25 protein-coding genes are annotated in these 24073 nt (G+C 36.6%); 12 read left to right on the top strand and 13 right to left on the bottom strand.

Features of this window, described 5'->3' with window-relative positions:
- Window positions 1–28 precede the first annotated feature (28 nt).
- Complete coding sequence (locus EV07_RS02375; protein WP_036917034.1) at window positions 29–220, top strand: hypothetical protein; 192 nt, start codon at window positions 29–31, stop codon at window positions 218–220.
- A gap of 15 nt (window positions 221–235) precedes the next feature.
- On the opposite strand, the gene EV07_RS02380 is transcribed toward EV07_RS02375, so the two are convergent.
- Complete coding sequence (locus tag EV07_RS02380) at window positions 236–709, bottom strand: single-stranded DNA-binding protein (RefSeq protein ID WP_036917036.1); 474 nt, start codon at window positions 707–709, stop codon at window positions 236–238.
- Window positions 710–743: 34 nt separating this feature from the next.
- On the opposite strand from EV07_RS02380, the gene EV07_RS02385 reads away from it, so the two are divergent.
- A complete protein-coding gene (locus tag EV07_RS02385; RefSeq protein ID WP_241433981.1) occupies window positions 744–1547 on the top strand; it encodes a precorrin-6A/cobalt-precorrin-6A reductase in 804 nt (267 codons plus the stop codon).
- 32 nt (window positions 1548–1579) lie between these two features.
- On the top strand, window positions 1580–1906 hold the full coding sequence (cutA, locus tag EV07_RS02390; RefSeq protein WP_036917038.1) for a divalent-cation tolerance protein CutA: 327 nt from the start codon (window positions 1580–1582) through the stop codon (window positions 1904–1906).
- Here the strand turns inward: cutA and EV07_RS02395 are convergent.
- The 4 genes from EV07_RS02395 to EV07_RS02410 all read right to left on the bottom strand — a co-directional run bounded on the left by EV07_RS02395 (window position 1903) and on the right by EV07_RS02410 (window position 6613).
- Window positions 1903–2907, bottom strand: a complete 1005-nt coding sequence (locus EV07_RS02395; RefSeq protein WP_036917040.1) for an adenosine kinase — start codon at window positions 2905–2907, stop codon at window positions 1903–1905. The genes cutA and EV07_RS02395 overlap by 4 nt on opposite strands.
- A gap of 30 nt (window positions 2908–2937) precedes the next feature.
- Entirely contained in the window at window positions 2938–4251 is a 1314-nt protein-coding gene (locus EV07_RS02400) for an adenylosuccinate synthase (protein WP_036917042.1), read from the bottom strand.
- Window positions 4252–4342: 91 nt separating this feature from the next.
- Window positions 4343–4777 carry a photosystem II protein Psb27 gene (psb27, locus tag EV07_RS02405; protein ID WP_036917044.1) on the bottom strand — a complete coding sequence of 145 codons (435 nt, stop codon included), beginning with the start codon at window positions 4775–4777 and terminating at the stop codon, window positions 4343–4345.
- A gap of 33 nt (window positions 4778–4810) precedes the next feature.
- A complete protein-coding gene (locus EV07_RS02410; RefSeq protein WP_036917047.1) occupies window positions 4811–6613 on the bottom strand; it encodes a proline--tRNA ligase in 1803 nt (600 codons plus the stop codon).
- A 148-nt stretch (window positions 6614–6761) separates the two neighbouring features.
- Here EV07_RS02410 and EV07_RS02415 point away from each other — a divergent pair, with 148 nt between their 5' ends.
- The 3 genes from EV07_RS02415 to EV07_RS02425 all read left to right on the top strand — a co-directional run bounded on the left by EV07_RS02415 (window position 6762) and on the right by EV07_RS02425 (window position 8455).
- Window positions 6762–7175 carry a hypothetical protein gene (locus EV07_RS02415; protein WP_036917050.1) on the top strand — a complete coding sequence of 138 codons (414 nt, stop codon included), beginning with the start codon at window positions 6762–6764 and terminating at the stop codon, window positions 7173–7175.
- Between the two features lie 339 nt (window positions 7176–7514).
- Window positions 7515–8045 carry an inorganic diphosphatase gene (locus EV07_RS02420; protein WP_036917053.1) on the top strand — a complete coding sequence of 177 codons (531 nt, stop codon included), beginning with the start codon at window positions 7515–7517 and terminating at the stop codon, window positions 8043–8045.
- A gap of 41 nt (window positions 8046–8086) precedes the next feature.
- Complete coding sequence (locus tag EV07_RS02425) at window positions 8087–8455, top strand: arsenate reductase family protein (protein ID WP_036917056.1); 369 nt, start codon at window positions 8087–8089, stop codon at window positions 8453–8455.
- Here the strand turns inward: EV07_RS02425 and EV07_RS02430 are convergent.
- Window positions 8412–9917: a hypothetical protein gene (locus EV07_RS02430; protein WP_036917059.1), complete on the bottom strand. Its 1506-nt coding sequence runs from the start codon at window positions 9915–9917 to the stop codon at window positions 8412–8414. The two genes, EV07_RS02425 and EV07_RS02430, sit on opposite strands and share 44 nt — an antisense overlap.
- Window positions 9918–10004: 87 nt before the next feature.
- On the opposite strand from EV07_RS02430, the gene lepB reads away from it, so the two are divergent.
- On the top strand, window positions 10005–10718 hold the full coding sequence (lepB, locus tag EV07_RS02435; RefSeq protein ID WP_241433983.1) for a signal peptidase I: 714 nt from the start codon (window positions 10005–10007) through the stop codon (window positions 10716–10718).
- 3 nt (window positions 10719–10721) lie between these two features.
- Here the strand turns inward: lepB and EV07_RS02440 are convergent, their stop codons facing one another.
- Both EV07_RS02440 and EV07_RS02445 read right to left on the bottom strand, forming a co-directional pair.
- Entirely contained in the window at window positions 10722–11984 is a 1263-nt protein-coding gene (locus EV07_RS02440) for a dihydroorotase (protein WP_036917061.1), read from the bottom strand.
- A gap of 4 nt (window positions 11985–11988) precedes the next feature.
- Entirely contained in the window at window positions 11989–13320 is a 1332-nt protein-coding gene (locus tag EV07_RS02445; RefSeq protein ID WP_036917062.1) for a histidine phosphatase family protein, read from the bottom strand.
- Window positions 13321–13428: 108 nt separating this feature from the next.
- Here EV07_RS02445 and EV07_RS02450 point away from each other — a divergent pair, with 108 nt between their 5' ends.
- The 4 genes from EV07_RS02450 to EV07_RS02465 all read left to right on the top strand — a co-directional run bounded on the left by EV07_RS02450 (window position 13429) and on the right by EV07_RS02465 (window position 18224).
- Window positions 13429–14784, top strand: a complete 1356-nt coding sequence (locus tag EV07_RS02450; protein WP_036917065.1) for a CPBP family intramembrane glutamic endopeptidase — start codon at window positions 13429–13431, stop codon at window positions 14782–14784.
- A 156-nt stretch (window positions 14785–14940) separates the two neighbouring features.
- Complete coding sequence (locus tag EV07_RS02455; RefSeq protein WP_152557844.1) at window positions 14941–15333, top strand: hypothetical protein; 393 nt, start codon at window positions 14941–14943, stop codon at window positions 15331–15333.
- Window positions 15333–17135: a peptidoglycan D,D-transpeptidase FtsI family protein gene (locus EV07_RS02460; protein WP_052043776.1), complete on the top strand. Its 1803-nt coding sequence runs from the start codon at window positions 15333–15335 to the stop codon at window positions 17133–17135. The genes EV07_RS02455 and EV07_RS02460 overlap by 1 nt, the downstream gene beginning before the upstream one ends.
- An 81-nt stretch (window positions 17136–17216) precedes the next feature.
- The gene (locus EV07_RS02465; RefSeq protein WP_036917068.1) at window positions 17217–18224 is read left to right on the top strand and encodes a transaldolase; all 1008 of its coding nucleotides are present in this window, start codon (window positions 17217–17219) and stop codon (window positions 18222–18224) included.
- A gap of 45 nt (window positions 18225–18269) precedes the next feature.
- Here EV07_RS02465 and EV07_RS02470 read toward each other — a convergent pair whose 3' ends face one another.
- The 5 genes from EV07_RS02470 to EV07_RS02490 form a co-directional block, all read right to left on the bottom strand.
- Window positions 18270–19406 carry an NAD(P)/FAD-dependent oxidoreductase gene (locus tag EV07_RS02470; protein ID WP_036917071.1) on the bottom strand — a complete coding sequence of 379 codons (1137 nt, stop codon included), beginning with the start codon at window positions 19404–19406 and terminating at the stop codon, window positions 18270–18272.
- Window positions 19403–19951: a ribosome recycling factor gene (frr, locus tag EV07_RS02475; RefSeq protein WP_036917074.1), complete on the bottom strand. Its 549-nt coding sequence runs from the start codon at window positions 19949–19951 to the stop codon at window positions 19403–19405. The genes EV07_RS02470 and frr overlap by 4 nt, the downstream gene beginning before the upstream one ends.
- Before the next feature lie 48 nt (window positions 19952–19999).
- Window positions 20000–20713: a UMP kinase gene (gene pyrH, locus EV07_RS02480; protein ID WP_036917077.1), complete on the bottom strand. Its 714-nt coding sequence runs from the start codon at window positions 20711–20713 to the stop codon at window positions 20000–20002.
- Between the two features lie 142 nt (window positions 20714–20855).
- Entirely contained in the window at window positions 20856–21548 is a 693-nt protein-coding gene (cobO, locus tag EV07_RS02485; protein WP_036917080.1) for a cob(I)yrinic acid a,c-diamide adenosyltransferase, read from the bottom strand.
- 60 nt (window positions 21549–21608) lie between these two features.
- Window positions 21609–22769, bottom strand: a complete 1161-nt coding sequence (locus tag EV07_RS02490; RefSeq protein ID WP_036917083.1) for a site-specific integrase — start codon at window positions 22767–22769, stop codon at window positions 21609–21611.
- A 70-nt stretch (window positions 22770–22839) separates the two neighbouring features.
- Here EV07_RS02490 and hemH point away from each other — a divergent pair, with 70 nt between their 5' ends.
- On the top strand, window positions 22840–24015 hold the full coding sequence (gene hemH, locus EV07_RS02495) for a ferrochelatase (RefSeq protein ID WP_036917085.1): 1176 nt from the start codon (window positions 22840–22842) through the stop codon (window positions 24013–24015).
- Window positions 24016–24073 lie beyond the last annotated feature (58 nt).

The raw sequence follows: 24073 nt of genomic DNA on the forward strand, positions 1-24073 counted from the left end.
AAGTTTTTTGTATGAGGAAAAAACTGTTATGGCTTCATTAGGTAAACAATCTATTGATCTTCAGGAGCTTATAGAGCTTTTGAATGAAGATAGGGCATTAATCTTAGAGAAAATTGACCAAGGATACTGGCCAGAAATGAGGCAAGATCTTGCAGCTTTGGAAAGGGAATTAGGACAGTTCTTGGAATTAGCCTCGAAGAGATTAGAACATACTGAATGAGAAAGTACAGTAGGCTTAAAATGGAATATCGTCAGTATCAGGGATTAGAGGGGAACTGTTCCAGGTGACAGAGTCATTGTCACTTTTAGGGTTTTCAGGCTCCTTAGAAGTAAGTGCATTTAAGGAAGGTGAATCATTACTAGGAACTTGATTCGGAGATGTTTTGTTAGGTGAGATTGTTCCCTTAGGAGTTGATGAATGGATTTTTGAAAGAGTGAACTCTGCTCTTTTTTCTTTGGATCCGTCTTGTCTTGGGACTGTGTTCATCCTTAGACGGCCTTCAATTATAAGTCTTTGACCTATCTGTACATGGCTTTGAAGATCTTGAGCTAAGTTCCCCCATCCAACTACTTTAATTGAGCCTGGAGGATCATCAGCTCGAAAACCATCAAATTCAACGTCCATTTCTGCTATTGCAGTTTGATTGTCTTGGGTGTAACGGATCGTTGGCGCTACTTTGACTGTGACTTCAAGTAAGCAGTGATTCATTTTCTTTCATGCTGTGAGAGCTATCTTGATGCACATGGGAAGAAAATGCTACCGCCATTTATGGTTATTGTCTGGAACAGGAGATGGACCGGTTCTTGCAAAGGAATTGATATTAAAAGGTTGGAAGGTTAGCGTAAGCGTTGTTTCTAGAGAGGCCTCATCGGCATACTCTCAAATACCCTTGCAGAATCTATGGGTTGGGGCTTTGGAAGGGGTTGAATCTATTCGTGCGAATCTAAAGAAATCTCGTGAATCTCATTTTGGATTTGATTGGGTTATAGATGCTACGCATCCTTTTGCTCAAGTAATAAGTCCTAATCTCAAGACAGTTTGTAAAGAATTTGATCAACCTTTGCTTCGTTTTGAGCGTTTTATTCAAACGAGTGAGGAAGCGATATTGATTCAGAGTTATAAAGATCTTTTGAATTTTAACTTAACTGGGGAAAGAGTCCTTTTTGCGATTGGATCAAAATTCTTACCTGAGGCTATTGAATATGCTCTTATAGCAGGTGCAATCCCTTTCGCTAGGGTTTTACCTTCTATCCAAGGGCTTTCTAAAGCATTGTGTAGCAAAATGCCTCAAAATCATGCGGCAGTTCTTAAGCCTTTGCAAGGCAACCCTCTTGGAGAGATTGAAGCGTCTCTTTGCAAGCAATGGAGAATAACAGGTATTGTTGCTAGGGAATCTGGAGGACCAACACAAGCGCTTTGGCAAAAGATTGCTTCTCAACAAAAGTTGAATTTATTTTTGATATCTCGACCTTCTCCTCTTGATTATATTTGCGTAGTGAATACATATTCGGATTTATTCAACTTCCTTGAATTGAATAATCATTAAAATCATATTAGTCTAATTACTATTTTATCTTCATGCCTTCATATCATTTGGATAAAACACTTTTAATAGTTCTAACAACAGTGAGCAATTTTCAATATGCTAAGAAATTGACTAAGATTATCTTAGAGAAGAAACTAGCATCTTGTGTCAATTTAAATGATACTTATTCGCTTTATTGGTGGAAGGGAAAGATTGAAGAAGGTTCAGAAGTGAAATTAACTATTAAAACAAGACAATGCTTTTTAAATGAATTATATGAAACCATAAAGAAATATCATAGCTATGATATACCAGAGTTTATTTATTTTGAAGCTTCTTCAAGTAAGGAATATAATGAATGGATTTCTGATGTTATTTAATATGTAGAGTGGTTTAGCTTTTTATTGACTAGGCTTCTTAAAGATGTTTTTGATCTTGAGCCAAGTTGAGTAACTATCTGGCCAGCACATATTGAGCCAATCTCTCCACAGGTGGTTAAATTTTTATTATGAATATATCCATACAAGAAACCACTGGCATACAAATCTCCTGCTCCTGTTGTATCAATTGCTTTGCCGAAATTATGTGACTTTATTGTATGAACTCTTCCAGCTGAAATTATGATTGACCCTTTTTCACCTCTAGTTATGACTGCTATTTCACACTTATCTTTTATCTTTTCTATAGCACTTTGTAAAGTGGATGATTTGTAGAGTGAAATTATTTCTATTTCATTTGCGAAAATTATGTCAATATAATTCTCTAATAATTCTTGAAAACTATCCCGATGCCTTTCAATACAGAAAATATCTGATAATGAAAGAGCTATTTTCCCTCCATAGTTTCTACATACTTCTGCCGAAGTTTTGAAAGCATCTTTAGCTGAATTTAAATCCCATAAATATCCCTCTAAATATAAGACCTTTGCTTTTTTTACAATTGAAAGATCGATATCATTTCTTTTAAGTGAATTTGAGCAGCCAAGAAAAGTACACATTGTTCTCTCTGCATCAGGGGTTATATAGATAAAACATCTCCCAGTAGGCTCATCACCTTTAACTGTTGGCGAATTAAAGATTGCCCCTGTTGAGGAAATATCCTCTTTGAAAATCTCTCCTAGTTGATCATCTTGAACCCTGCCGATGAAATTTGTTGAACAGCCCAATTCTGCTAAGCCTGCAATTGTATTTGCAGCAGATCCACCAGAACTCTGTAGCTTTGATTTGCTCTTTAAGTAAAGTTTTTGTGCTTTATTTTGATCTATTAACGTCATGCTTCCTTTTAAAAGAGAATTTTCATAAAGGAATGAATCATCAATATTTATAAGTACATCTACTATTGCATTCCCAATGGCTACTACATCAATATTATTTATATTCATTTGACTGTTTATGAGATTTAAATCAGGTAACTAGGCACTAAGAAGTGCACGCTTCGGACCATGTATTGGATCTTCAACAACAATTGTTTGCTCCCTATTTGCTCCTAATGAAACTATTGCAATTGGCACTTCCATTAACTCTGCAAGAAATCTTAGATAAGCCATAGCTGCTTTAGGGAGGTCATCTAATTGTCTGCAGTTTGCTGTAGAAGATTTCCATCCTGGCAATGTCTTATATATTGGAGTGCATTTAGTAAGGTCCTCTGCATTGCTTGGAAAATAATCTACTCTCTTGCCGTTTAATTCATAAGAAGTGCAAACTCTAATTTCATCTAGTTCGTCAAGAACATCTAGCTTTGTAATTGCGAGGCAATCAAGCCCATTTACTTCTACTGCATATTTCCCTATTACTCCATCAAACCATCCACATCGTCTTCTTCGACCAGTTGTCGTTCCATATTCGCCTCCTCTATCGCATAGCTTGTCATTAATACTCCCTTGTAGTTCTGTTGGGAAAGGTCCTTCCCCAACTCGGGTTGTGTATGCCTTGGCAACACCTATTACTCTGTCAATGAGTGTTGGTCCGACTCCTGCTCCTATGCATGCACCTCCTGAAACAGGGTTGGATGAGGTTACAAATGGATACGTTCCATGGTCAAGATCTAAAAGAGTTCCTTGAGCACCTTCGAAAAGTATGTTTTTTTTATTTCTAGAGGCTTGATGAATAATTCTTGTGCAATCAACAATGTGAGGCTCTAATTGTTTCCCGTAATTGAGATATTCACCAATAACTTCTTCTTTATCAAGGGTGTCTTTATCGTAAATCTTTTTTAGGATTTCGTTTTTTTCAGTAAGCGGAACTTCGATGCATTCCCTTAGTCTTTTTTCATCTAGCAAATCTATTACCCTAATTCCACTTCTTTGGGCTTTATCTGCATAGGTAGGGCCAATCCCTCTGCCAGTGGTACCTATCTTCTTAACACCTCTGCTTCCTTCCATTGCCGCATCAATTAGACGATGATATGGCATTGTTACATGCGCTGTGGTTGCCAGCTGAAGCCCAGAGATATCAATAGCATTATCTTTTAGCATTTTTATTTCTCTGAGGAGCACTTTTGGATCTACAACTGTTCCTGAACCAATCAGGCAAATTGTTTCTGGGTAGAGTATTCCTGAAGGTATTAAATGTAGCTTCAGTACTTTGTCTTCGACCACTATTGTGTGGCCAGCATTTACTCCTCCTTGGTACCTGACTACAACATCAGCAGAGCGACTCAGCAGATCGGTGATTTTACCCTTCCCTTCATCACCCCATTGAGCACCTATGACGACAACGTTTGCCAATGAAACTGCGGTACGAAACCGCTTAAATCAAGAGTTTACAACAATCTCAGATTTTTTTGTGTAAGTCAAACAAATCAATCAAAAGTTATATTTACATTTCCTTTGTAACTATTTTTTCTGCTCTTGATAGTTCTTTGTTTAGCCGCTCCTTTAATTTTTCTGGTAAAGGCCTATTTGAGAAAGTTTTATAGTGACCTGCCATTGCATTAAGGGCTGTTTGCATTGTTGTAAAAGACGATGAGCCATTTACTTGAGGGCGATTACGGTATCTAGATATATATGCTGTGATAAGTCCTAGTGCTTCATCTTTAGCATCTGGTTGTGCTTCATCTGTATCAGCCAAAGCAATAGTTGTTTTTAGGCTTTGTGCAACTGAAACTGTATCCTTTACAAAATCCCCAGACATTGATGCCCCTGCAGCAAGAAGGCTGTTTCCAAACGGGTGAAGTGTTAATAATAAGCCTAGGCATATCGCTAACGAAGAGCGAATCAATTTTTTGATGAGGTTTTGTAGATTCCTGGACATTTTTAATAAGTAATTAATATAACTCTATAAGAATCAATGCAAAAGTGACTTTTTATGATGAGATATTTTTTCTATGAGTTCGTTTACAGCAGCTTCTGAATTTAATGATCTTGATTCTTTGTTGGATCGGTTAACTAACTCGACTTTCCCAGAAGATGAATCTCTCCCAGCAATTATTTTCCAAGGGATCCCAATGAGATCTGCATCTTTGAATTTAACTCCAGCTCTTTCATCCCTATCATCAATTAATGCATCAATACCTTTCCTTTTAAGTTCTAAATATATTTGTTCGCCAAGCTCAGATTGAGCGTTATCTTTCATATTAGCTACAACAACTACAACTTCAAAAGGGGCAATATTTAAAGGCCATATTATTCCAGACTCATCATGGTTTTGTTCAACAGATGCTTGGGCAAGTCGAGATATGCCTATCCCATAGCAGCCCATCCAAAACGGCTCTTCAATACCTGACTGATTTGTAAACGTAGATTTTAAGGAGGATGAGTATTTTTTGCCAAGTTGAAATATATGTCCAATTTCAATTCCTCTTTTTTCCAAAAGTTTTTGCTTTGGATTGTTAATAGAAATATCTCCTGCCATTGCTTTTCTTATATCAACAACTTCTGGAGTTATTTCAAGGGAAGGCCAATCTGCATAGACTTTGTGATAGTTGAGTGTATTTGCTCCACATACAAATGATTTTAGATTTGCAGCCGTATGATCTGCAAATCTAATGAATTTGTGTTCCCAGTTAGCAGCATTATCTAAAACAGAATCTTTTAGATCTGGTCCTAGGTAACCAATTGGTAGATCATTAAGACCTTGTTGCTCAAGATCCTTTAGATTTATTGTTGATAGCTTGACTACATCCTTATTCAAATATTTGCTTATTTCATTACTTAATTTGACCTCATTTAACTCTTGATCCCCTCTAATACTTATAAGTATTGGTTGATATATGTTTTTATCCAGTAACGCTATTAGGAGGATTACTTTGATTATTTGATCAGGTGTAAACCCTTTTTCATTAGATAGTTCTTGTATTGATTTTTGGTTTTTAGTTTCTAGTAATTGAGTTTCTTTCTTTTCCAGTGCTTTTGCTTTTGGTGGTATTGAATTAGCTTTTTCTTGATTGGCAGCATATTTTTTGTCAGGACTGAATAAAATCAGGTCTTCTCCTACTTCTGCAGGTGCCATAAATTCTTTTGATTCTGCACCACCTATTGCGCCACTATCTGCTTCTACTGAAACTGTTTCAAGACCACATCTTTTAAAAATTCTTTCGTATGCATTATTCATTTCTAAATAAGTATTTTTCAAATCCTTTTCATTGGAATGAAAGGAGTAAGAATCCTTCATTATAAATTCTCTACTCCTCATTAATCCAAATCTCGGTCGGATTTCATCACGAAATTTGGTTTGGATTTGATATAGATTTACTGGAAGCTGTTTATAGGATCTCAAACATTCACCGGCTATTTGGGTTATTACCTCTTCATGGGTAGGAGCTAAGCCAAGCTCTCGGTTTTGCCTATCAATTAAATGAAACATTAGACCTTCTCCCTCTGTATAAGCATCCCATCTACCGCTTCGCTGCCATAATTCTGAAGGATGAAGTTGGGGCAGAAGGGTCTCCAAACATCCTTTTGCATCTAGTTCTTCTTTAACAATGCAAGTGACCTTTTTTACAACTTTCCACATCAAAGGCATATATGCATAGATCCCTAATGTGACCCGTCTTATAAAACCACCTTTTACAAGCAATTGGTGTGAGGCAATCTCGGCGTCGGCGGGAATATCCCGCAGCGTCACCAGCATTAGGCGGGAGACGCGCATATGTAGCTCTCCTGATTTTAATTATCCACATATATTAGCTTCATAAATTGCCAATTGTAAAAGTGTCATGGACGGCTGATTGTCTATAGAACTCTTAAGGCTCATCTGCTATTTTCTGAAAAGTCTTCGGCTGTAAAAAGTGTTTAATATGTCGGCGTTAAATCCTGACCTCTATAACTCTCCATCTAAGCCTCTAAAAGATGCTGAATCATTTGCTCCTGATTCTGACTCACTTGTTGGAATAGATGATGTTCAAAAGTTTTTAAATAGATCACGGGCTTCAGTGTATAGGTACACAAATAGTGATCCTCGTAATCTTAATCCACCTTTTAATCCTAGGAAATTAAATCCTGAATTTAGAAGTGATCAGAAAGATCCCCTTTTATTTCACTCTAACGAAGTGGCTAGGTTTGCAAAAGATATCCTTAGGATTAAAGAAGTCACTGTTGAGGTTCTCAATTCGCCTTCAACAGCAACTCAGAATATTTTGGTTTCTATCCATGAAGAATTAAAATTAATAAGAAGTAATCTTGAAAAGATGAACAATAAGGAACAACAATAAAGAACTTCTAATAAGATCGAACAATTATCTGAATATTCTTATGTATTCATTTTAGGAACTAATAATTTAAGTATTAAACATAATTAGAAATATTAAAGTCATTTCTTTTCTTTTATAGTTCTTTGAGAATCAACAAACTATTTTTTGCTTTATGCTATTTGGAGAAGGTTTTCTAAGTAATAAGATATCTATGCATTTCTTTGCACATAGGCTTATTCTTTTCTTAGCACTTCAAGTCATACTTAATTTGATTTTTGAATATAGAGGAATTGTTTGTTTTAGTTTTGCCTCTTTTCAAGAATCAAATCAAATTTAATTACCACTGTTTTCTAGGCTCTAATGGATTTAAATACGCTTGCCCCATCACCATCCTCTGGTTTAGTAAATTTGGTTGTTGAAATACCTGCAGGTAGTCGTAATAAATATGAGTATTTCGCAGAGGCTGGAACAATGGCACTTGATAGAGTTCTCCATTCCTCAGTGCGTTATCCATTTGATTACGGCTTTATTCCTAATACACTTGCAGAAGATGGAGCGCCTTTAGATGCAATGGTAATAATGGAAGAGCCTACATTCGCAGGATGTCTTATAAAAGCTAGGCCTATTGGAGTATTAGATATGCATGACTCTGGTGCTTATGATGGAAAGTTGTTGTGTGTCCCTGTTGCTGATCCTCGGCAAAAAGGAATAAAGAGCATTCGGCAAATTGCCCCTAATCAACTTGAAGATGTAGCAGAGTTTTTTAGAACATATAAAAGTCTAGAAGGTAGAGTTGTTGTTATTGATGGATGGAGGGATAAAGAAGCTGTGTATGATTTATTGCAAACTTGCATAGATGCAAGCAAAAAAACATGCAAGGAAGATGAATAAAGGATATAGGCATATAATCTTTTTTATATTTAATTAATATCATGGCGGTAGCATTGCAAATCTTTAGTTATTCCAGATGTAGCACTTGCCGAAAGGCTATTTCTTGGTTGAAGTCTAAGAATATTAATTACAAATTAATTGATATAATTGAAACCCCACCATCAAAAGATACGCTTGTTAAAGCACTTAACCAATTAGGTGATAGGAAATATCTCTTTAACACTAGTGGTAAAAGTTATCGTGCTATAGGAGCTGCTTCTATAAGAAGAATGAGTGATGATGATGTTATTAAATTACTTGCATCTGATGGTAAGTTGATTAAACGTCCTTTTGTTATAAATAATGATGGCAGAATTATAACAGGTTTTAATCAGCTGAGTTGGGAGGAGCTTTTTCTGAGCTTAAAATAATTTTATTTAAATTTGAGATGATTCGATCAACTTTTGATTGCTTTGTTACTTGATTTAAACTGGCAAATTTGAACTCGTCGAGTATAGATAATAAAAGAATTTGAGTTTTTCCGAGTGTTTCATTACCCTCAAGTTCAATTGCTAATTCCTCCCAAAATTTATCTATAGCATTAATAGTTAGATCTTCTAAAATGACGTCTTTCTGCGCAAATTGATCTCCTGCTTTTTTAGATATTCCTAGTATTGTATCAACCATTCCAGATGCAATTTTTTGACTTATTGCCGACTCTGCTTTCTCTATGACTAAATTACTTTTTAAAATTCTTTGTAAACCATTCTCTTTTATACTTCTTTGAAGAGCATGTTCTGATAGTGCAATAATTTGACCTCGCATGTTAGGGCCTATTTTTCTTAGTATTAATGGCAGCCATATTCTTAATAATTCAGCTGAATTAGAACTTTGCTTAGAATAAGTTGATTGGTAGCTGCAAAGGTCTCTAACCCTTTCAGGTAGCTTAGGTGAGCCAATAATGTCCTGTAGAGAATCTATTGTTCTTATTGTGAGAACTTCTAAAATCTCAATTGCTAAAAGCCCAACAATCCATTGACTTATAGCTGATCGTATAGGTTCAATTGAAATCAATCTTAGGCTTAAGATTCTCTCTGTAATTGGTAAAACCCTAAGTAAACGAAAAAATGGCAATAAAAGTAGTAAATCAAACCATCTTCTAATGAAAGCATTAGATAATTTAATGTTTGGATGGCTAGATTTTAAGCGTAGTACCCTCATTAATATATCTATAAGAAATATTATCTGAAAAGGTAAATCTATTTTCCATGAATTTGAAGTATAAAGTCCATTCTTATTAATAGATCTGGAGTATTTTGCATTAATAACTCCTAGAATCTCTCCTTTCCAGTATGCCTTTTCATTCTTCCAACTTGCTTGACTAAGATAGTTGATGCTTAGAAGTTTTTTATAACCTGACTTGTAGTTGATCTCACCAGATCTTTCTTTAAGAGATGCCTTTATTGTTTTAATTCCATCAAGATCTTTTTGAGATGATATTTGAGAAAACTCTACAAAGTTATTAATCAGTAATTGATAATCTGATAGTAATTCTTTTACAGATTGATTTCTTATGCCATTTTTACTAATAGTCTTGTCGAGCTTTGCAAAACTATTTTTAATTTCATTGCTGAGAGGATTGGCTTGAATACCTTTGATTTGGTCATAATAATTGGTTATATCGGGGATCCATCTGAGCGAGATGCTTGTCGTCGAGGAATTAAATAAATAAATAGATCTACTTGCCCAGAAGTTTCTAAGAGGGATATAGCTAACATCAAATATTATCCAGCTGAAATTAACCATAGCTATTATGGCTAAAACGTTTTCCCAACGTTTCCATGTCCCAGCCTTGGATTCTTCTTTTACCTCTTGCCAGCGAGGGACTGCCATGATTATTTAACTTTCCCTTTGTTTTAGTGATTTATAAACTTTGGTCATGGGGTTATTCTAAGTAATTAAATTCATAGAAGAGATTTTGTGACTAAATCATCTGATGAAAATCAAAGAAATGAATCCCTGGGCTTCCCAAACAATAAGTGTATAGCCAGGCTTACTTCTTTCTTGGATTTTTGGGCCCCAATCTTTGTAACCTTTTCACTATATGCAGGCATTAAATGTTTTATAGCAGAAGCTCGATATATTCCGTCCGAATCCATGTTGCCTACTCTTCAGATCAATGACCGCCTTGTAGTCGAAAAACTATCATACCGTTCTAGGTCGCCTCGTAGAGGTGAAGTGGTTGTCTTTAAGTCACCTTATTCTTTCAAACAAGAATTAATTGCTAGGAGGTCTACTCCTTTACCTTCTGATTTTGTATGTACTGTAGTAAATTTCCCTCTAATTAATTTATTTGTTGGAGGAGTTGACCCAGCTTGTTATGCATATATTAAACGAGTTGTAGCTATTGCAGGTGACCGTCTACGTGTGAATTCAGAAGGGCGCGTTTTTGTAAATAGACAATTAGTTGATGAGAGCTATGTAAATAATTTTTGCGATACTCCTCATGGAATGTTAAACCTTTGTAGGTCTGTTGATTTAGAAATCCCTGCCAGACATGTTTTTGTTTTAGGTGATAACAGAGCTAATAGTGAGGATGGAAGATCATGGGGCATTTTACCTGAGAAAGAAATTCTTGGGAGAGCTTTCTGGAGATTTTGGCCATTTAATAGAGTAGGAAGCTTAACTCTTTAATTGTTACCCCTTGAGGCCACAATCTATTACTTTTCCAGTTATCTCAAGACCTTCCCAAGGCTCATTTGCGATTGCTTTCAACATTTGATCTGACTGTCTCTTCCTTTGAACCCACTTTTCATTAGGGTCAAATAATAGCCATCGATTGCTATTTAAAGATAATTTCTCAGGGGGCAAGTTTAATATTTTAGAAGGTCCAAAACTAATAGATTCCCACAACTGCTCAACAGACCAATTAGATTTCTTTATTAATTCTTGCCATAAAGCCGGCAATACTAAATGATATCCACTTAGACCGGGAATCCTTTCAGCAGCAGGCTTTTTGCTTTCCATATCATCTAATGAGATCCCATTTACTGATATAGCTGTGATTGTTCCATTCAAAAGTCCTTCTTTTATTTTTAGCCTGTCATTTCGATTCCCTAGCGATGGCGTTACCCTTATCCCTATGTCTATAGAGTTGACTGTTGATTGATCTGACACTACGTGCCACCAGGAGACACTGGCCAGTGGCTTTGGATTACTATTTTCCAACATAGATACACCCTCTGCAGTAGACAAGTTCATTAGTCTAATACTTGCTTTTGTATGTTGCTTTTGCAATTCAAGCAATATACCAAGAGGGATGGTTTCACTTTCAATGGGGTCTTGATGCCAGCCAGACCTTAGTGCTGCCACGCCTTCTCTTGCGATCCCATCTCCTTGAATTGATTTGTCCCTTGGAGCCAAAAGATATGGCTTCCCATTTGATTCGTCGAGTAAAAGTCCTTTCCTTAATAAATTAATTGGAATAATCGAATCATGGTCGGCTAATCCAATGGCCCCATATTGAATTAAGTCTTTATGAGAAGTAAGCACTTCCCCTTCCCCTCCATAGGTGAAGCTACCCCAAAGATGTATTAATACGTCTTTTTTCTCATTAGAAATTACTTGTATGTTTTGAGGTTTATCTCTCCATGTGTCGCTTTTGGGTAATAGTGCAATCTGACCGTATCCGGCATCAGCTGCTTTATGTCGTAAGCTGAGGAGTGTTTCTACCTCACCGTTTAGGTGATTCTCAAGTGTCGAATGTGGATCAACTAAACAAGGAGCGAAAATAAGGTTTTCTGAATTAATAGGTTTTATGTTTAATTGATTTGCTAAGGCGCGTGCATCTTCGCCAAATGCTTGAATATGTTTCGCCTTAATGAGAACAGCACTAGTTACAAGTTTTGTTTCTGGACCATGAAGAATTTTAACGGGGTCCAATAGATATGATTGAGTCATAAGTTTAGAGGGCGCCTTGAGCAGTTCTGTCAAATATGTCTTGTGAACCGGAGGTGATATTGAGGCAAGTGACTACGTCGGGTTGGCATGTCTCTTTCGATAAATCTATGATAGTAATACCAGCATTGCCTTGTTTGACTTTCCAAATATCAGCATTAGTTAGTCCTAAAAGATTGCAAAGTATAGTCTTATTTACTGCATCATGAGCTACAACAAGTGCTGTCTCTTTGTCCGTTAGACTTTTGCAGATGCTTTTCCAGCATCTTATTGCACGAGTTGATACTTCATCGATATTTTCGCCTTCTGGCATTTGAACGGTTTCTGGGGATTGTTGCCACTTGCGAAGTAATTCCCCCCAGTTTGCAGCAATTTCTGACTCTAGTTTCCCTTCCCATAGACCATGGCCAATTTCTCTTAGCTCGTCTTTCTGGTCAATCTCCAAGCTTGATAAGTTTTGCAAAATGATTTTCGCCGTTTCTATAGGCCTAGACATCGAACTACTAAAAACCTTATCAAATTTAACTTCTTTCAAAAATTCTCTTGCAGCAATTGCTTGCTGCTTACCATTATTATTTAGCGGAATATCTATTTGCCCTTGAAATCTCCCCTCTTTATTCCAGTCAGTTTCTCCATGGCGTACAAGAAAAATTCGCGGCTTTTCTCCTTTAGGGGGGAACTTAGGCGCTAAGTGGGATGTGTTATTAAGACATTCAATTTGAATACTTAACTGTTTATCTTCAGTAATATTTATATTGAAAATAGATACTGATGCATTATCTAATTTAATTCTTCTGAAGCCAAAATTGGGGTTCCCTAGAATTTTTAGTATTAGGCAACGTAGTATTGCATTATGTCCTACTACTACTATGTTTTTATCTTCTTCTGGTTTGTACGTAGAGAGAATTTTATTTATAAATCTTTCTGCTTGACAAGTTAATTCATGAATTGGTTTGTATTTAGTGCCATCTTTTCTATTTAGAGTAAGTTCACTTGGAGAGTTTTTCCAAATTAGATATGAATCAGGGAATTTCGATTTAACTTCGTCAATAGTAAGACCACTCCATTGAGTCAAATCGACTTCTAAAAGATCGTCCTCCAGTATTAACTCTGTTGTGCCTCCTTGCTTCATTAGTAATTCTTTTGCTGTATCTTGCGCCCTTTGAAGCGGAGAGGAGTAAACAGTATGGATTGGGATTGATTGGAGGGCGGCCCCTGTTTTTGAAGCTTGGCTTTTACCTTCAGCAGTGAGGCTGGAGAGGTCGCTCCTACCTTGGATCCTTTTTTCACGGTTGTAACTGCTTAAACCATGACGTATTAGTAAAAGGCGTAAGGACATTGGCAGAGGTTTTTTACGAATTTATCCTTTGGATACTGTGTCAACCTAATGTTGATTGGGAAATGAGAATTATGTTTTGCTCATTTCATTTCTTTGAGTCTATCTCTGATGAAGAAAAACGCCTCTAGTTGGAAAGTATTGTTGGCTATTTTCTCAATTCTGCTAACATTTTTGATTTGGCAACGCGGACTGCAAGAAAGTTTTGAAAGACCTTCTGTAAGCCCTAAAATCACACTTAATCAACGAGAGATTGCCCTGCTTGCAGCACCTTCCCTCCCAGAGTCTTTAAGACCAGCTTTAGTTGGTAAAGATCCAAAATTAGAACTTAAAAAGACTTTGTTAGATATTGGTTCTGACCAACTTGATAATAGAGAAAAACTTTTGCTTGCTTCTCTTGAAAATTCAGAAAACAAACGACGTACATTGTTGAAGAATAGTTTTCAAGACGAGAACTTGGATTTGATTAGGCAAAATTTGCTAGATAGTCTTGATAGAAGAGTTGATTCTCGGAATTTTTTAGGGCAATTAAAGTCAGCAAATGTAGACCCTTTGCTGTACAGACTTTCTTGTAATGCAATTGGAGAATCCCCAGATATTTGCTTTGATTCGAGATCTTCCAATCAAATGGCTTTTCGACTGCTGTTTAGTCAGTTATTCCCTTTGTTCGCAACCTTGCTAGGGATACTTTTGTTGATTTGGCAAGCCTGGAATCTCTTACGCAAGACAAGCCTCCCATGGCCTGAGATCTCTTTTTGGCCTCTTTCTTCTTTGGACATGGTCCTTCTTGTGGCAGGAGGTTTTGTCGTATTGGGGGAACTTGTTACGCCTTTAATTGCTTTACCTTTAAGTGAATTGTTAACAAGAACAGTTTCAAGTCCTCTTAAAGAGTCTCTAAAAGTAATTATTGGATATGTTGCAATGACTATTCCACCTTTGTTAATTCTTCGCCAACAAATTAGAAGTATTCCTAAGCAAATATTAGATGGAGGAGGTTTCCAATGGGGTTTTAAATCTTTCGCAAAATCAGCTTCTCAGGCTTTAAAGGGTTGGCTAATGATTATGCCTCTAGTCCTTCTCGTAAGTTGGCTGACGACATTATTTTTTGGAGATCCAGGTGGCAGCAATCCTTTGCTAGAGATGGTCTTGACTAGTAATAACTTTGGTGCATTGGCAATCCTTTTTGTTACGACTGTTTTTATAGCTCCCGTTTTTGAAGAGTTTATTTTCCGAGGTGTACTTTTGCCAGTATTAGTAAATAAACAAGGACGAATTTTGGCGGTAATTGTTAGCGCTTTGATTTTTGCTCTAGCTCATTTGAGTGTTGGTGAAATGCCTCCATTATTTGTATTGGGTATAGGACTTGCCTTATTGCGTTTAAGTTCAGGTCGTTTACTCCCATGTGTAATTATGCATTCTTTATGGAATGGGATTACTTTTGCTAATTTATTAATACTTAGTGGTTGATTAAGTTTATTAAAACAGTTGTATAGATATAGCTTGCACCTCAACCTATGTAATGTTTGACTTGGTTGATACCTAATTGAGTGAGTGTATTCTTTGAGGAATGTAAATACAGAGTTGGAGCCTCAAAGGAATTATTCTAAAAGAGCTCTTTTGTTATTGAAATCTTCTTTCTCGAATTCTAGTATTTTAAGAAAGCACCCTCTTCTTGCAAATTTTCATAAAGGTGTTGATGGCGCATTGGTTGGGGTGATCCTTTCTGGCTCTGTTATGACAAGCCTGGCTTTGCATTCTCAACATTTATGGACACTTAATTTTTCTCGATTAGATCTAACCAGGGACTTAATTCATAAAGTTGAAGAATCTACCTCAATATTGGAGAGACATTTTCTAAAAATAGAATCTTCTCCTACCCATTTAGTGTCAACTAAATCAGCTCATTTGCTTTATATCGATAAGCCTCAAGAAAAGAAAAGACTACTCAGCAATCTTGTTAAGTCTATAAGTGATCATCTGTCTCCCTTCTCTTATCCAAGTGTGAATGGTTACTAATGTCTGTTAGCAGAAAATCAAAATCATTGTCCCCGAGGAAGCGACTGACTGTTCGTCCACTTTCTCCAATCCCACCTTTTAGGTTGAAGCTTACATTCGCCATCCTTTGTTTTTCACTTCTTGGGTTATTAGGTAGAGTTGGTCATCTTCAATTGATTCAAGGCATTGCGCTTGAATCTCGTGCACGTAATTATCAAACGAAAAAAATTGAGCCGTTAGGAAAAAGGCGCTCTATAGTTGATCGCAAAGGTAGATTAATAGCTCTTGATGAAAAGAGGTATAGATTATATGCACATCCTGCTCGGTTTAAGTTCCAAGGAGACACGCAAAAGACTATTAGGACCCCTGAAGAGGTAGCAGTAAAGTTAGAAGGACTCTTGCCTATATCCAGGGAAAATATTATTGAAAGCCTTTATGGTAAGGAATCAGGTGTCAAGTTAATCGAAGGATTGAAGCCTCGCATTGCATCAAAGGTAAGGGAACTTAGTATTAATGGTTTAGATCTTGAGCCTTATCCTCAGAGAACATATCCACAAAATCATTTATTTTCTAATGTTGTAGGATTCTTGGATTATGACCGAATACCACAAGCAGGCCTTGAGTTAAGTTTGAATAAGTACTTATTGCGTAAAGAAAAAACTAGAAATTATAGATTTGGAAGAGATGGGACTCCTTTGCCTACTGATATAGAAGCTGGAGTTTTTAATCAAGATGATGTCCATTTGCATTTAACTCTTGATGCTCGACTTCAGGAGGTTGCTCTTAAGGCGTTGGTTGAGCAATTGGAGGATTGGAAGGCGAGGAAAGGTGTGGCAATTGTCATGAATGTCGATAATGGAGAGATATTAGCGTTGGCATCAACTCCTACTTACAACCCTAATAAGTATTGGGAGTATCCATCTAATTTGTATAAGGAGTGGTCTGTTCAGGAGCTTTTTGAGCCTGGATCAACATTTAAGCCTATAAATCTTGCTCTAGCTCTTGAAGAAGGAGTGATTGAACCTAATGGAACTGTGTATGACTCAGGAGTTGTCAATGTAGGAGGATGGCCTTTGACTAACTGGAACAAAAAGCCTAATGGCCTTTTGGATTTTGCCAAAGTGCTTCAGGTTTCAAGTAATGTTGGAATGGTGAATATCATTCAGAAGCTTAATCCCTCAGACTATTGGGAAAGGCTTAATCAATTAGGTCTGAGTAAAGCTCCTGATACAGATTTGCCAGGTGCAATTCCTGGGCACATGAAAGAAAAAGAGTTGTTCCTTAGGCAACCTATTCATCAAGCAGTTGCGTCATACGGCCAAGGTTTTTCTATAACTCCATTGAAGTTAGTTCAATTACATGCCTTAATTGCAAACGGCGGAAAATTAGTTACTCCTCACATTAAAAAAGGCTTTGCTGTGAAGTCACCTGAGAAGAATGATTCGTCTAGACCACCTAAGATGCTTTTAAGCCAAACAGCTACAAAAACAGTTTTAAGCTGGATGGAATCAGTAGTAGAGAATGGGAGTGGTAAGGACGTTAAAATTGAGAATTATCGAATTGGTGGGAAGACAGGTACGGCCGACCAAACACAAGATGGAAAGAATTACAACACTAAAATCTGTAGTTTTGTAGCAATATTGCCAATAGAAAACCCTCAATTTGTTGTTGTAGTTGCTGTTGATTCTCCTCAGAAAGCTCATGCTTATGGATCTACTGTTGCTGTTCCTGTTGCCAAAAAGATTATTGAAAGTTTGATTGTTATTGAGAAGATTCAACCTGAAAAAAATGAGATTGACTTGATTTCTAAAAAAAATTGGTAAGAGACTGTTGAAAGAAATATATATGGATGAAATAACCATGGTTTATCGCTAGTTTTAAGTCAAATGTAAATAGTTGAAATCATGGCTAGTTTGTTAGAACAGCTTTCGGCAATGACTGTTGTTGTTGCTGATACAGGTGATATAGAAGCAATTCGCAATTTCAAGCCAAGAGATGCAACAACTAACCCTTCTTTAATTCTCGCTGCCGCTCAAATACCTTCTTATCAACATTTGATTGATCAATCACTGAATTCTTCACGGAAAAAATTAGGACCATTGGCCTCAACGAAAGAAATAGTTGCTGAAGCTTTGGATGAGATATGTGTGATATTTGGCAAGGAAATTCTGAAGATAATTCCAGGGAGAGTTTCTACAGAAGTTGATGCTCGATTGAGTTTTAATAGAGATGCAACTATTGAGAAGGCCCGAAAGATTATTTCTTTATACAATGAGGCTGGCATTAGTAATGAAAGAGTCTTAATAAAAGTCGCCTCAACATGGGAAGGAATTAAAGCTGCTGAAGTTTTAGAAAAAGAAGGCATTCATTGTAACTTAACCTTGTTATTTGGCTTTGCTCAAGCCGTTGCCTGTGCAGAGGCTGGTGTAACACTTATTTCACCTTTTGTTGGACGTATCCTTGATTGGTATAAAGCAAAAACTGGCAAAGAATCTTACCCAGGGCCTGAAGACCCTGGAGTTATTTCAGTAACTAAGATTTTTAATTATTATAAATCTCACAATTATAAAACTGAGGTAATGGGAGCAAGTTTTAGAAATATCGATGAGATTATTGAGTTAGCAGGATGTGATTTGCTTACTATTTCCCCTAAGTTACTGGAAGAATTAGATAGTGATGACACAGAATTAAATAAAAAATTAAACTCTACAAATCCATCATCCTCAGAAAGCAAGCTTCATTTAAATGAAGGTCAGTTTAAGAATATGCTTCAGTCAGACATAATGGCTGATGAGAAGCTTGAAGAGGGTATTAGAAGTTTCAGCAAGGCTATTGAACAGCTTGAAACACAATTAAGTGAAAGACTTGTTTTTCTAGAAGATAAGTCTAAAGCTATTCTAAGTACAATATGATTTTAATTGAATAATTAATCATCGAGGAATACTTTTTAGCTGAATTTATTTGTTTCGTTGAAAAAGCAGCCTTTTGATCACACGTTGGGCAATATCTCCATAACCCATCTTTCCAGAAAGTATTTGGGCAATTCTTTGTGGTGCCGTATGCCTCTTTACTCCAAGCTGATATCCCACTTTTGGGAAGCGATAGAAAACTTGGGAGATTCTTCTTCCCCATGCCATTGAGTCTCCCCACTTCACTCGCATTGATTTTGTATAGCTACTTAAATCGTGTGTATTCCCTTTTAACCAATTGCTTATTGCTTTTGCTGCTTCAAATCCACTAATTAATGAGGGCCTTAACCCTTCTGCTAGGAATGGATCGCAAAGGGATGCTGCATCACCTACTACTAAGATCCCATTGCCATGAAGAGTGCTATGCCCATTCCATACTCTTAACTGAGAATCTTGTCTTATACCTGCATCAGCATTAAACCCTAGGCTTGGTAGAAGCTGATTAAGAATTTTCTCGCTTTCAACAGCTTGGTTGCCAATGAATGTTCCTACCCCAATATTTACAGAGTCTTGTATTGGGAATGCCCATGCAAATCCGTGATGGACTAAGCCAAATTCAAATCTTGAAGTGCCTTCCTCTAGAGATCCTCTGCCTTTGAGCCGAACAGAGGTAGTTGAAGCATAATGAAGTTTTTTAGGCCCAAGATTGAATTTACTAGCCCAAGGGGATTTTGATCCATCTGCAATGACTATGCTCCGTGATTGAACCTGACGGCCGTCTTGTGCAGTTATTATCCATTCCCCACTTGTTAGTCTTTGTATTTCTTTTACATCAAATAAATCTAAAAGTTCTGTTCCTAGGCTCATAGCTTTTTTGATTAACAGCTCATCAAGCTTTTCTCTTTTTACTATCCAAAAAGGGGAGGAACCTGGAAGTTCTGCAATTACTTTGTCAGATAAGCACCATGAAAACTCAACTTTTCTAATGACCTCATCGATGACTGGATCAAGAGAAAAAGGAAATAAATTTTGAATTGATGCTGCCATACCTCCACCACAAGGTCTTAAAGGGAAGCTGTGATTCTTTTCTAAAACAAATACTTTAATTCCAGCATTTGCAAGGTGAAATGCTGCTGAAGAACCAGCTGCTCCAGCGCCTATTATTGCTACATCAACAGAACTCACACCTTAAGAATTTCAGATTCCTTTTTGGATAAATTGTTTTCAATCTCATGGATATATTTATCGGTTAGTTTTTGAATGGAAGACTGCTCATCTCTGCTCTGATCTTCTGAGAAATCACCTTCTTTTTCTGCAAGCTTTACTTTGTCAATTGCATCTCGTCTAATATTACGAAGAGCTATTTTCCCTTCTTCTGCATATTTAGAGGCCAATTTGCAGAACTGTTTTCTTCTCTCTTCTGTTAATGGTGGAATGTTAATACGAATTATCTTCCCGTCATTATTAGGGGTAAAGCCAAGATCGCTAATAGATATTGCTTTTTCTATTAATGATAATGAACTTAAGTCGAATGGTTGAATGGAAATAGTTTGAGAGTCAGGTGTGGATATAGTGGCCAGTGATTTCAGTGGCGTATCTGCTCCGTAATATTCAACAGTTAAACGGTCTAGCAAAGATGTATTAGCGCGTCCTGTTCTTATGGTATTAAAATTTCGTTGAGAAGCTTCAACTGTTTTTTGCATGTTTAATTCAACTTCATTAGTAATCATTGGTTTTATATTAAATTTTGGAAAGGATAATAGAGCACAAATTAAAGATTAGCTTGAATTAGAAATACGAGAGCCTATATTTTCTCCTGCGACTGCTTTGTTAATATTGCCAGCTTCGAAAATATTAAAAACAATTATTGGAATTTTATTGTCTTTACAAAGAGCAATTGCAGTGCTATCCATAACAGCTATTTCTTTGCTAAGTACATCTTGAAAAGATAGAGATTCATATTTAATGGCTGTTGGGTATTTCTTTGGATCTTGGTTATATACACCATCAACTTTAGTTGCTTTGAAAATAACATCAGCATTTATTTCGGCTGCACGTAATGCTGATGTTGTATCTGTAGTAAAGAAAGGGTTCCCACATCCGCCTCCAAATACAACAACTCTTCCTTTTTCAAGATGTCTTATTGCTCGACGTCGAATATATGGTTCAGCGATTTGTTGCATCTCAATAGCTGTCTGAACTCTTGTTGGCACTCCTGCTCTTTCTAGTCCATCTTGAAGAGTTATCGCATTCATTACAGTCGCAAGCATTCCAACATAATCTGCAGTTGCTCGATCCATTCCAGCAGAAGATCCTTTTAGACCACGGAAAATATTTCCTCCTCCTACGACAATTGCTAGCTCTGTTCCTCCTTCAACAACTTTTGAGACATCTTCAGCAATTGATTGAACTATCTCCGGATCTATCCCATATGGTTTGCTTCCCATTAGGGCTTCACCACTAAGTTTTAGGAGTACACGTGAGTAAGCCATTTATTATTCATATCAAAATGACAGTAGCAAGGGATTATTGATTCGCATTATCTATGTATGGTTTTGTTCGTGAGAACAGACACTTTGTTTTATGGGTAGTGGCTAATATGATTTTGTTGAAAATTATTTTTAGAATCCTGAGTTAAAATTCAATACCTTTTTGGGCTTTAACACCTTGCTCTCTAAAAGGATGTTTCAATAAATTCATTTCAGTTACCAGATCGGCATTTTCTATTAGCTCTGCTTTTGCACCCCTTCCAGTTAAAACAACATGGGTTAATGGAGGACGTCTTTTGATTCCATTAATGACTTCACTTAGTGAAAGGTAACCTAACTTTATAGCAATATTGATTTCATCAAGAATTACTAATTTATAATCAGGATTCAATAGATATAAAAGCGATTGATCCCATGCTTCTTTTGTAAGCTTTTTATCTTGGATTCTATCCTGCGTCTCCCACGTGAAACCTTCACCAAAGGCATGCCATCTAAGAGACTCTCCATATATTTTCAATGCTTTTGCTTCACCTGGTACCCATCCACCTTTGATGAATTGAACTATTGCGATATTTTCATCATGCCCAAGAGTCCTTAATGCCATACCTAAAGCTGCTGTTGTTTTACCCTTACCTTGTCCTGTAAAAACAATAATTAACCCTTTTTCTATATTCCTTCCTTCTACTCTTTTGCTCTGGACTTCTTTTCGTTTTTGCATTCTTTTTCGATACTTTTCCTCATCAGAATCGTTGGGTGAAAAACCTCCTATTCCTAGATTGGTAGACTCTTTGTCTAAATCCTTTAAGGATAATTTGTTATTAGCTGTTTTACTGTTCATGAGAAATTAAAGAAATTTAATTTTTTATACGAAAGTTTGGCAAAGTTAAATTTAATAATTTTAACGAATTTTTCTCCCTAAAGCTTTATCAACAGCTTGCTGTTGATCTCGACGTGTAATCCAATGGTGATAAGTCCGTGTATGTATAGAAACTGAATGCCCCATCATTCTCGCTGAAACACTATCAGGGAGACCTATATGAATTGTACGAATGGCCCAAGCATGTCTTAAGTCATAGGGAGTGATGGGAAGCTCATATCTTCGGAATTGTTCTGAAACTCTACGGCCTACATTTTGCAATGTGGTTTTATTTAAATCTGTTTGGATCTTGGGTAGTGAATTTAAAGTGTCTGAAATTGAATTTAATTGAAAACGTTCTACCCATTCTGGATGAAATGGCCACACTTGATGTTCGCCTGTTTTTGTATTTGGGAAGACCCTTAATATTTTATCTCCATTATCTTTTAGGCAGGAAAGATCGCAAAAAAATACCTCATGATTCCTAAGACCGTATGTAGCCATTAGCCCAAAAACTATTTTCCAGCTTGGATTTGGAATTAATTTATATGTTTCTTCTATAAGATTGTCACTTGGCAATTGCCTGAATTGTGCTTTATGTAAGCCATAACCATATGAAATCGACTTCCACTCCTCAGGGAGTTCAATTTTTAGATGTTTTGCAAGTGCTTTAAGCGTAGTTCCACATTGTTGCCTGCTACGACTATTTTCTGAATAACTTGAAAGAGTTTCTATTAAAAGCTTCTTGTCTAAGCCGAAACTATTCTTATTGGCTATAAGTTTCAGTCTTCGAAGATAAGGTAAATAGGCGCCTTCCCAATTAGTTTTATTGCTGGATTTTGACTTAGCTCTACTTTGATTATTAAAGAAATTATCTTTGAATTCTTCTATGGCTTTGTCTAGTTCTAAAGAATGATTTGTAGAAGAATTCTTTGAATTCTTTTGGGCCCAGTTCTTCCAATCAAATTGGTTGTGTTGGATTTGTAAATCAATAAAATTAAGTGTTTTCTCCGCTTGCTCAAGCCCATTAATGCTTGTATTCAATCCCAAACTTATTCTTTGATCCTTTTTTTGACTAGGGTCTTTAGGGCAAGGCAGTGGGCCTCTTAGACCAAGTCGATTACCACGTTGTTCAATTCGAAGCTTTATCCCTTTAGAGGCAATCTTTTGATTGACATTCAAAAGCTCACTTTTAAAGTTCATTTGTTTAAATGGTTACACATACATTGACGTCGTTCCGCGTTAAGCTCAACCCCTAAAGTGAAGGTTTTTAATGACTCGTGTTGGCGTCCTTTTAATGAACCTAGGGGGACCTGAAAGAATTAAAGATGTTGGCCCTTTCTTGTATAACCTTTTTTCAGACCCTGAGATCATTAGATTGCCTATTCCATTATTCCAAAAGCCTTTGGCTTGGTTTATAAGCACACAGAGAAGTTCAAAGTCGCAAAAGGCTTATCAGGCAATAGGGGGTGGATCACCATTGAGAAGAATTACTGAACAACAAGCTAGGGAATTGCAGAGTGAATTGCGTAAAAGAGGAATTGATGCGACTAGTTATGTTGCTATGCGCTATTGGCACCCTTTTACTGAATCAGCAGTTGCTGATATAAAAGCAGATAATATTAGTGAGGTTGTTGTACTCCCCCTTTATCCTCACTTCTCAATTAGTACAAGTGGATCAAGCTTTAGAGAACTAAGACGTTTAAGCGAGGTTGATAAGGACTTTCAGAAGCTTTCTATAAGGTGTATTCGCAGTTGGTTTGACAATCCTGGATATATAGCTGCTATGGCTAAATTAATTGAAAAAGAAGTTCTTGCATGCTTGTCACCTGAAAAAGCCCATATTTGTTTTACAGCCCACGGTGTCCCTAAAAGTTATGTTGAGGAGGCAGGAGATCCTTATAAAGATGAGATAGAAAATTGTTCTTTATTAATTATTGACAGAATCGAAACATCTCTTGGATTCAGTAATTCTTATACTCTTTCTTACCAGAGCAGAGTTGGACCTGAAGAATGGCTACAGCCTTATACAGAAGATGTATTGCAAAAGCTGGGTTCTGAAGGAATTAAAGAACTAGTTGTTGTTCCAATAAGCTTTGTTAGTGAACATATAGAAACTCTACAAGAAATTGATATTGAGTATAGAGAAATTGCAATTAAGAATGGAATAAGTAATTTTCGTAGAGTTAAGGCTTTAGACACAAACCCTTTATTTATTAATGGGCTTGCAGACTTAGTTAGCACTTGTTTGAAAGGGAATAATATAACTCTTGAAGAGGCAGCAAGATTACCCGAGAAAGTTAAGCTTTATCCTCAAGAAAAATGGCAGTGGGGATGGAATAATAGTGCAGAAGTTTGGAATGGAAGAGTTGCAATGTTTGTATTCATTATTTGTTTCATAGAACTCGTTATTGGGAATGGACCATTGCATTATGTGGGGCTTCTTTAAGACAAGGATTTTAGATACTTAATAATAAAATTAATCTGCAATTGCAATTTAGTGTTTT

This window comes from Prochlorococcus sp. MIT 0603 (assembly GCF_000760215.1).
In the GTDB taxonomy this organism is placed as follows: Bacteria; Cyanobacteriota; Cyanobacteriia; order PCC-6307; family Cyanobiaceae; genus Prochlorococcus_E.

Coding starts and splice junctions, on each gene's coding strand:
- EV07_RS02465 (WP_036917068.1), top strand. CDS start 17,217: ATGGCTAGTTTGTTAGAACAGCTTTCGGCAATGACTGTTGTTGTTGCT.
- EV07_RS02490 (WP_036917083.1), bottom strand. CDS start 22,769: ATGAACTTTAAAAGTGAGCTTTTGAATGTCAATCAAAAGATTGCCTCT.
- EV07_RS02380 (WP_036917036.1), bottom strand. CDS start 709: ATGAATCACTGCTTACTTGAAGTCACAGTCAAAGTAGCGCCAACGATC.
- EV07_RS02395 (WP_036917040.1), bottom strand. CDS start 2,907: ATGAATATAAATAATATTGATGTAGTAGCCATTGGGAATGCAATAGTA.
- EV07_RS02415 (WP_036917050.1), top strand. CDS start 6,762: ATGTCGGCGTTAAATCCTGACCTCTATAACTCTCCATCTAAGCCTCTA.
- EV07_RS02460 (WP_052043776.1), top strand. CDS start 15,333: ATGTCTGTTAGCAGAAAATCAAAATCATTGTCCCCGAGGAAGCGACTG.
- psb27 (WP_036917044.1), bottom strand. CDS start 4,777: ATGTCCAGGAATCTACAAAACCTCATCAAAAAATTGATTCGCTCTTCG.
- frr (WP_036917074.1), bottom strand. CDS start 19,951: ATGATTACTAATGAAGTTGAATTAAACATGCAAAAAACAGTTGAAGCT.
- EV07_RS02385 (WP_241433981.1), top strand. CDS start 744: ATGGGAAGAAAATGCTACCGCCATTTATGGTTATTGTCTGGAACAGGA.
- hemH (WP_036917085.1), top strand. CDS start 22,840: ATGACTCGTGTTGGCGTCCTTTTAATGAACCTAGGGGGACCTGAAAGA.
- EV07_RS02445 (WP_036917062.1), bottom strand. CDS start 13,320: ATGTCCTTACGCCTTTTACTAATACGTCATGGTTTAAGCAGTTACAAC.
- EV07_RS02430 (WP_036917059.1), bottom strand. CDS start 9,917: ATGGCAGTCCCTCGCTGGCAAGAGGTAAAAGAAGAATCCAAGGCTGGG.
- EV07_RS02410 (WP_036917047.1), bottom strand. CDS start 6,613: ATGCGCGTCTCCCGCCTAATGCTGGTGACGCTGCGGGATATTCCCGCC.
- cobO (WP_036917080.1), bottom strand. CDS start 21,548: ATGAACAGTAAAACAGCTAATAACAAATTATCCTTAAAGGATTTAGAC.
- EV07_RS02450 (WP_036917065.1), top strand. CDS start 13,429: ATGAAGAAAAACGCCTCTAGTTGGAAAGTATTGTTGGCTATTTTCTCA.
- EV07_RS02420 (WP_036917053.1), top strand. CDS start 7,515: ATGGATTTAAATACGCTTGCCCCATCACCATCCTCTGGTTTAGTAAAT.
- cutA (WP_036917038.1), top strand. CDS start 1,580: ATGCCTTCATATCATTTGGATAAAACACTTTTAATAGTTCTAACAACA.
- EV07_RS02440 (WP_036917061.1), bottom strand. CDS start 11,984: ATGACTCAATCATATCTATTGGACCCCGTTAAAATTCTTCATGGTCCA.
- pyrH (WP_036917077.1), bottom strand. CDS start 20,713: ATGGCTTACTCACGTGTACTCCTAAAACTTAGTGGTGAAGCCCTAATG.
- EV07_RS02425 (WP_036917056.1), top strand. CDS start 8,087: ATGGCGGTAGCATTGCAAATCTTTAGTTATTCCAGATGTAGCACTTGC.
- EV07_RS02375 (WP_036917034.1), top strand. CDS start 29: ATGGCTTCATTAGGTAAACAATCTATTGATCTTCAGGAGCTTATAGAG.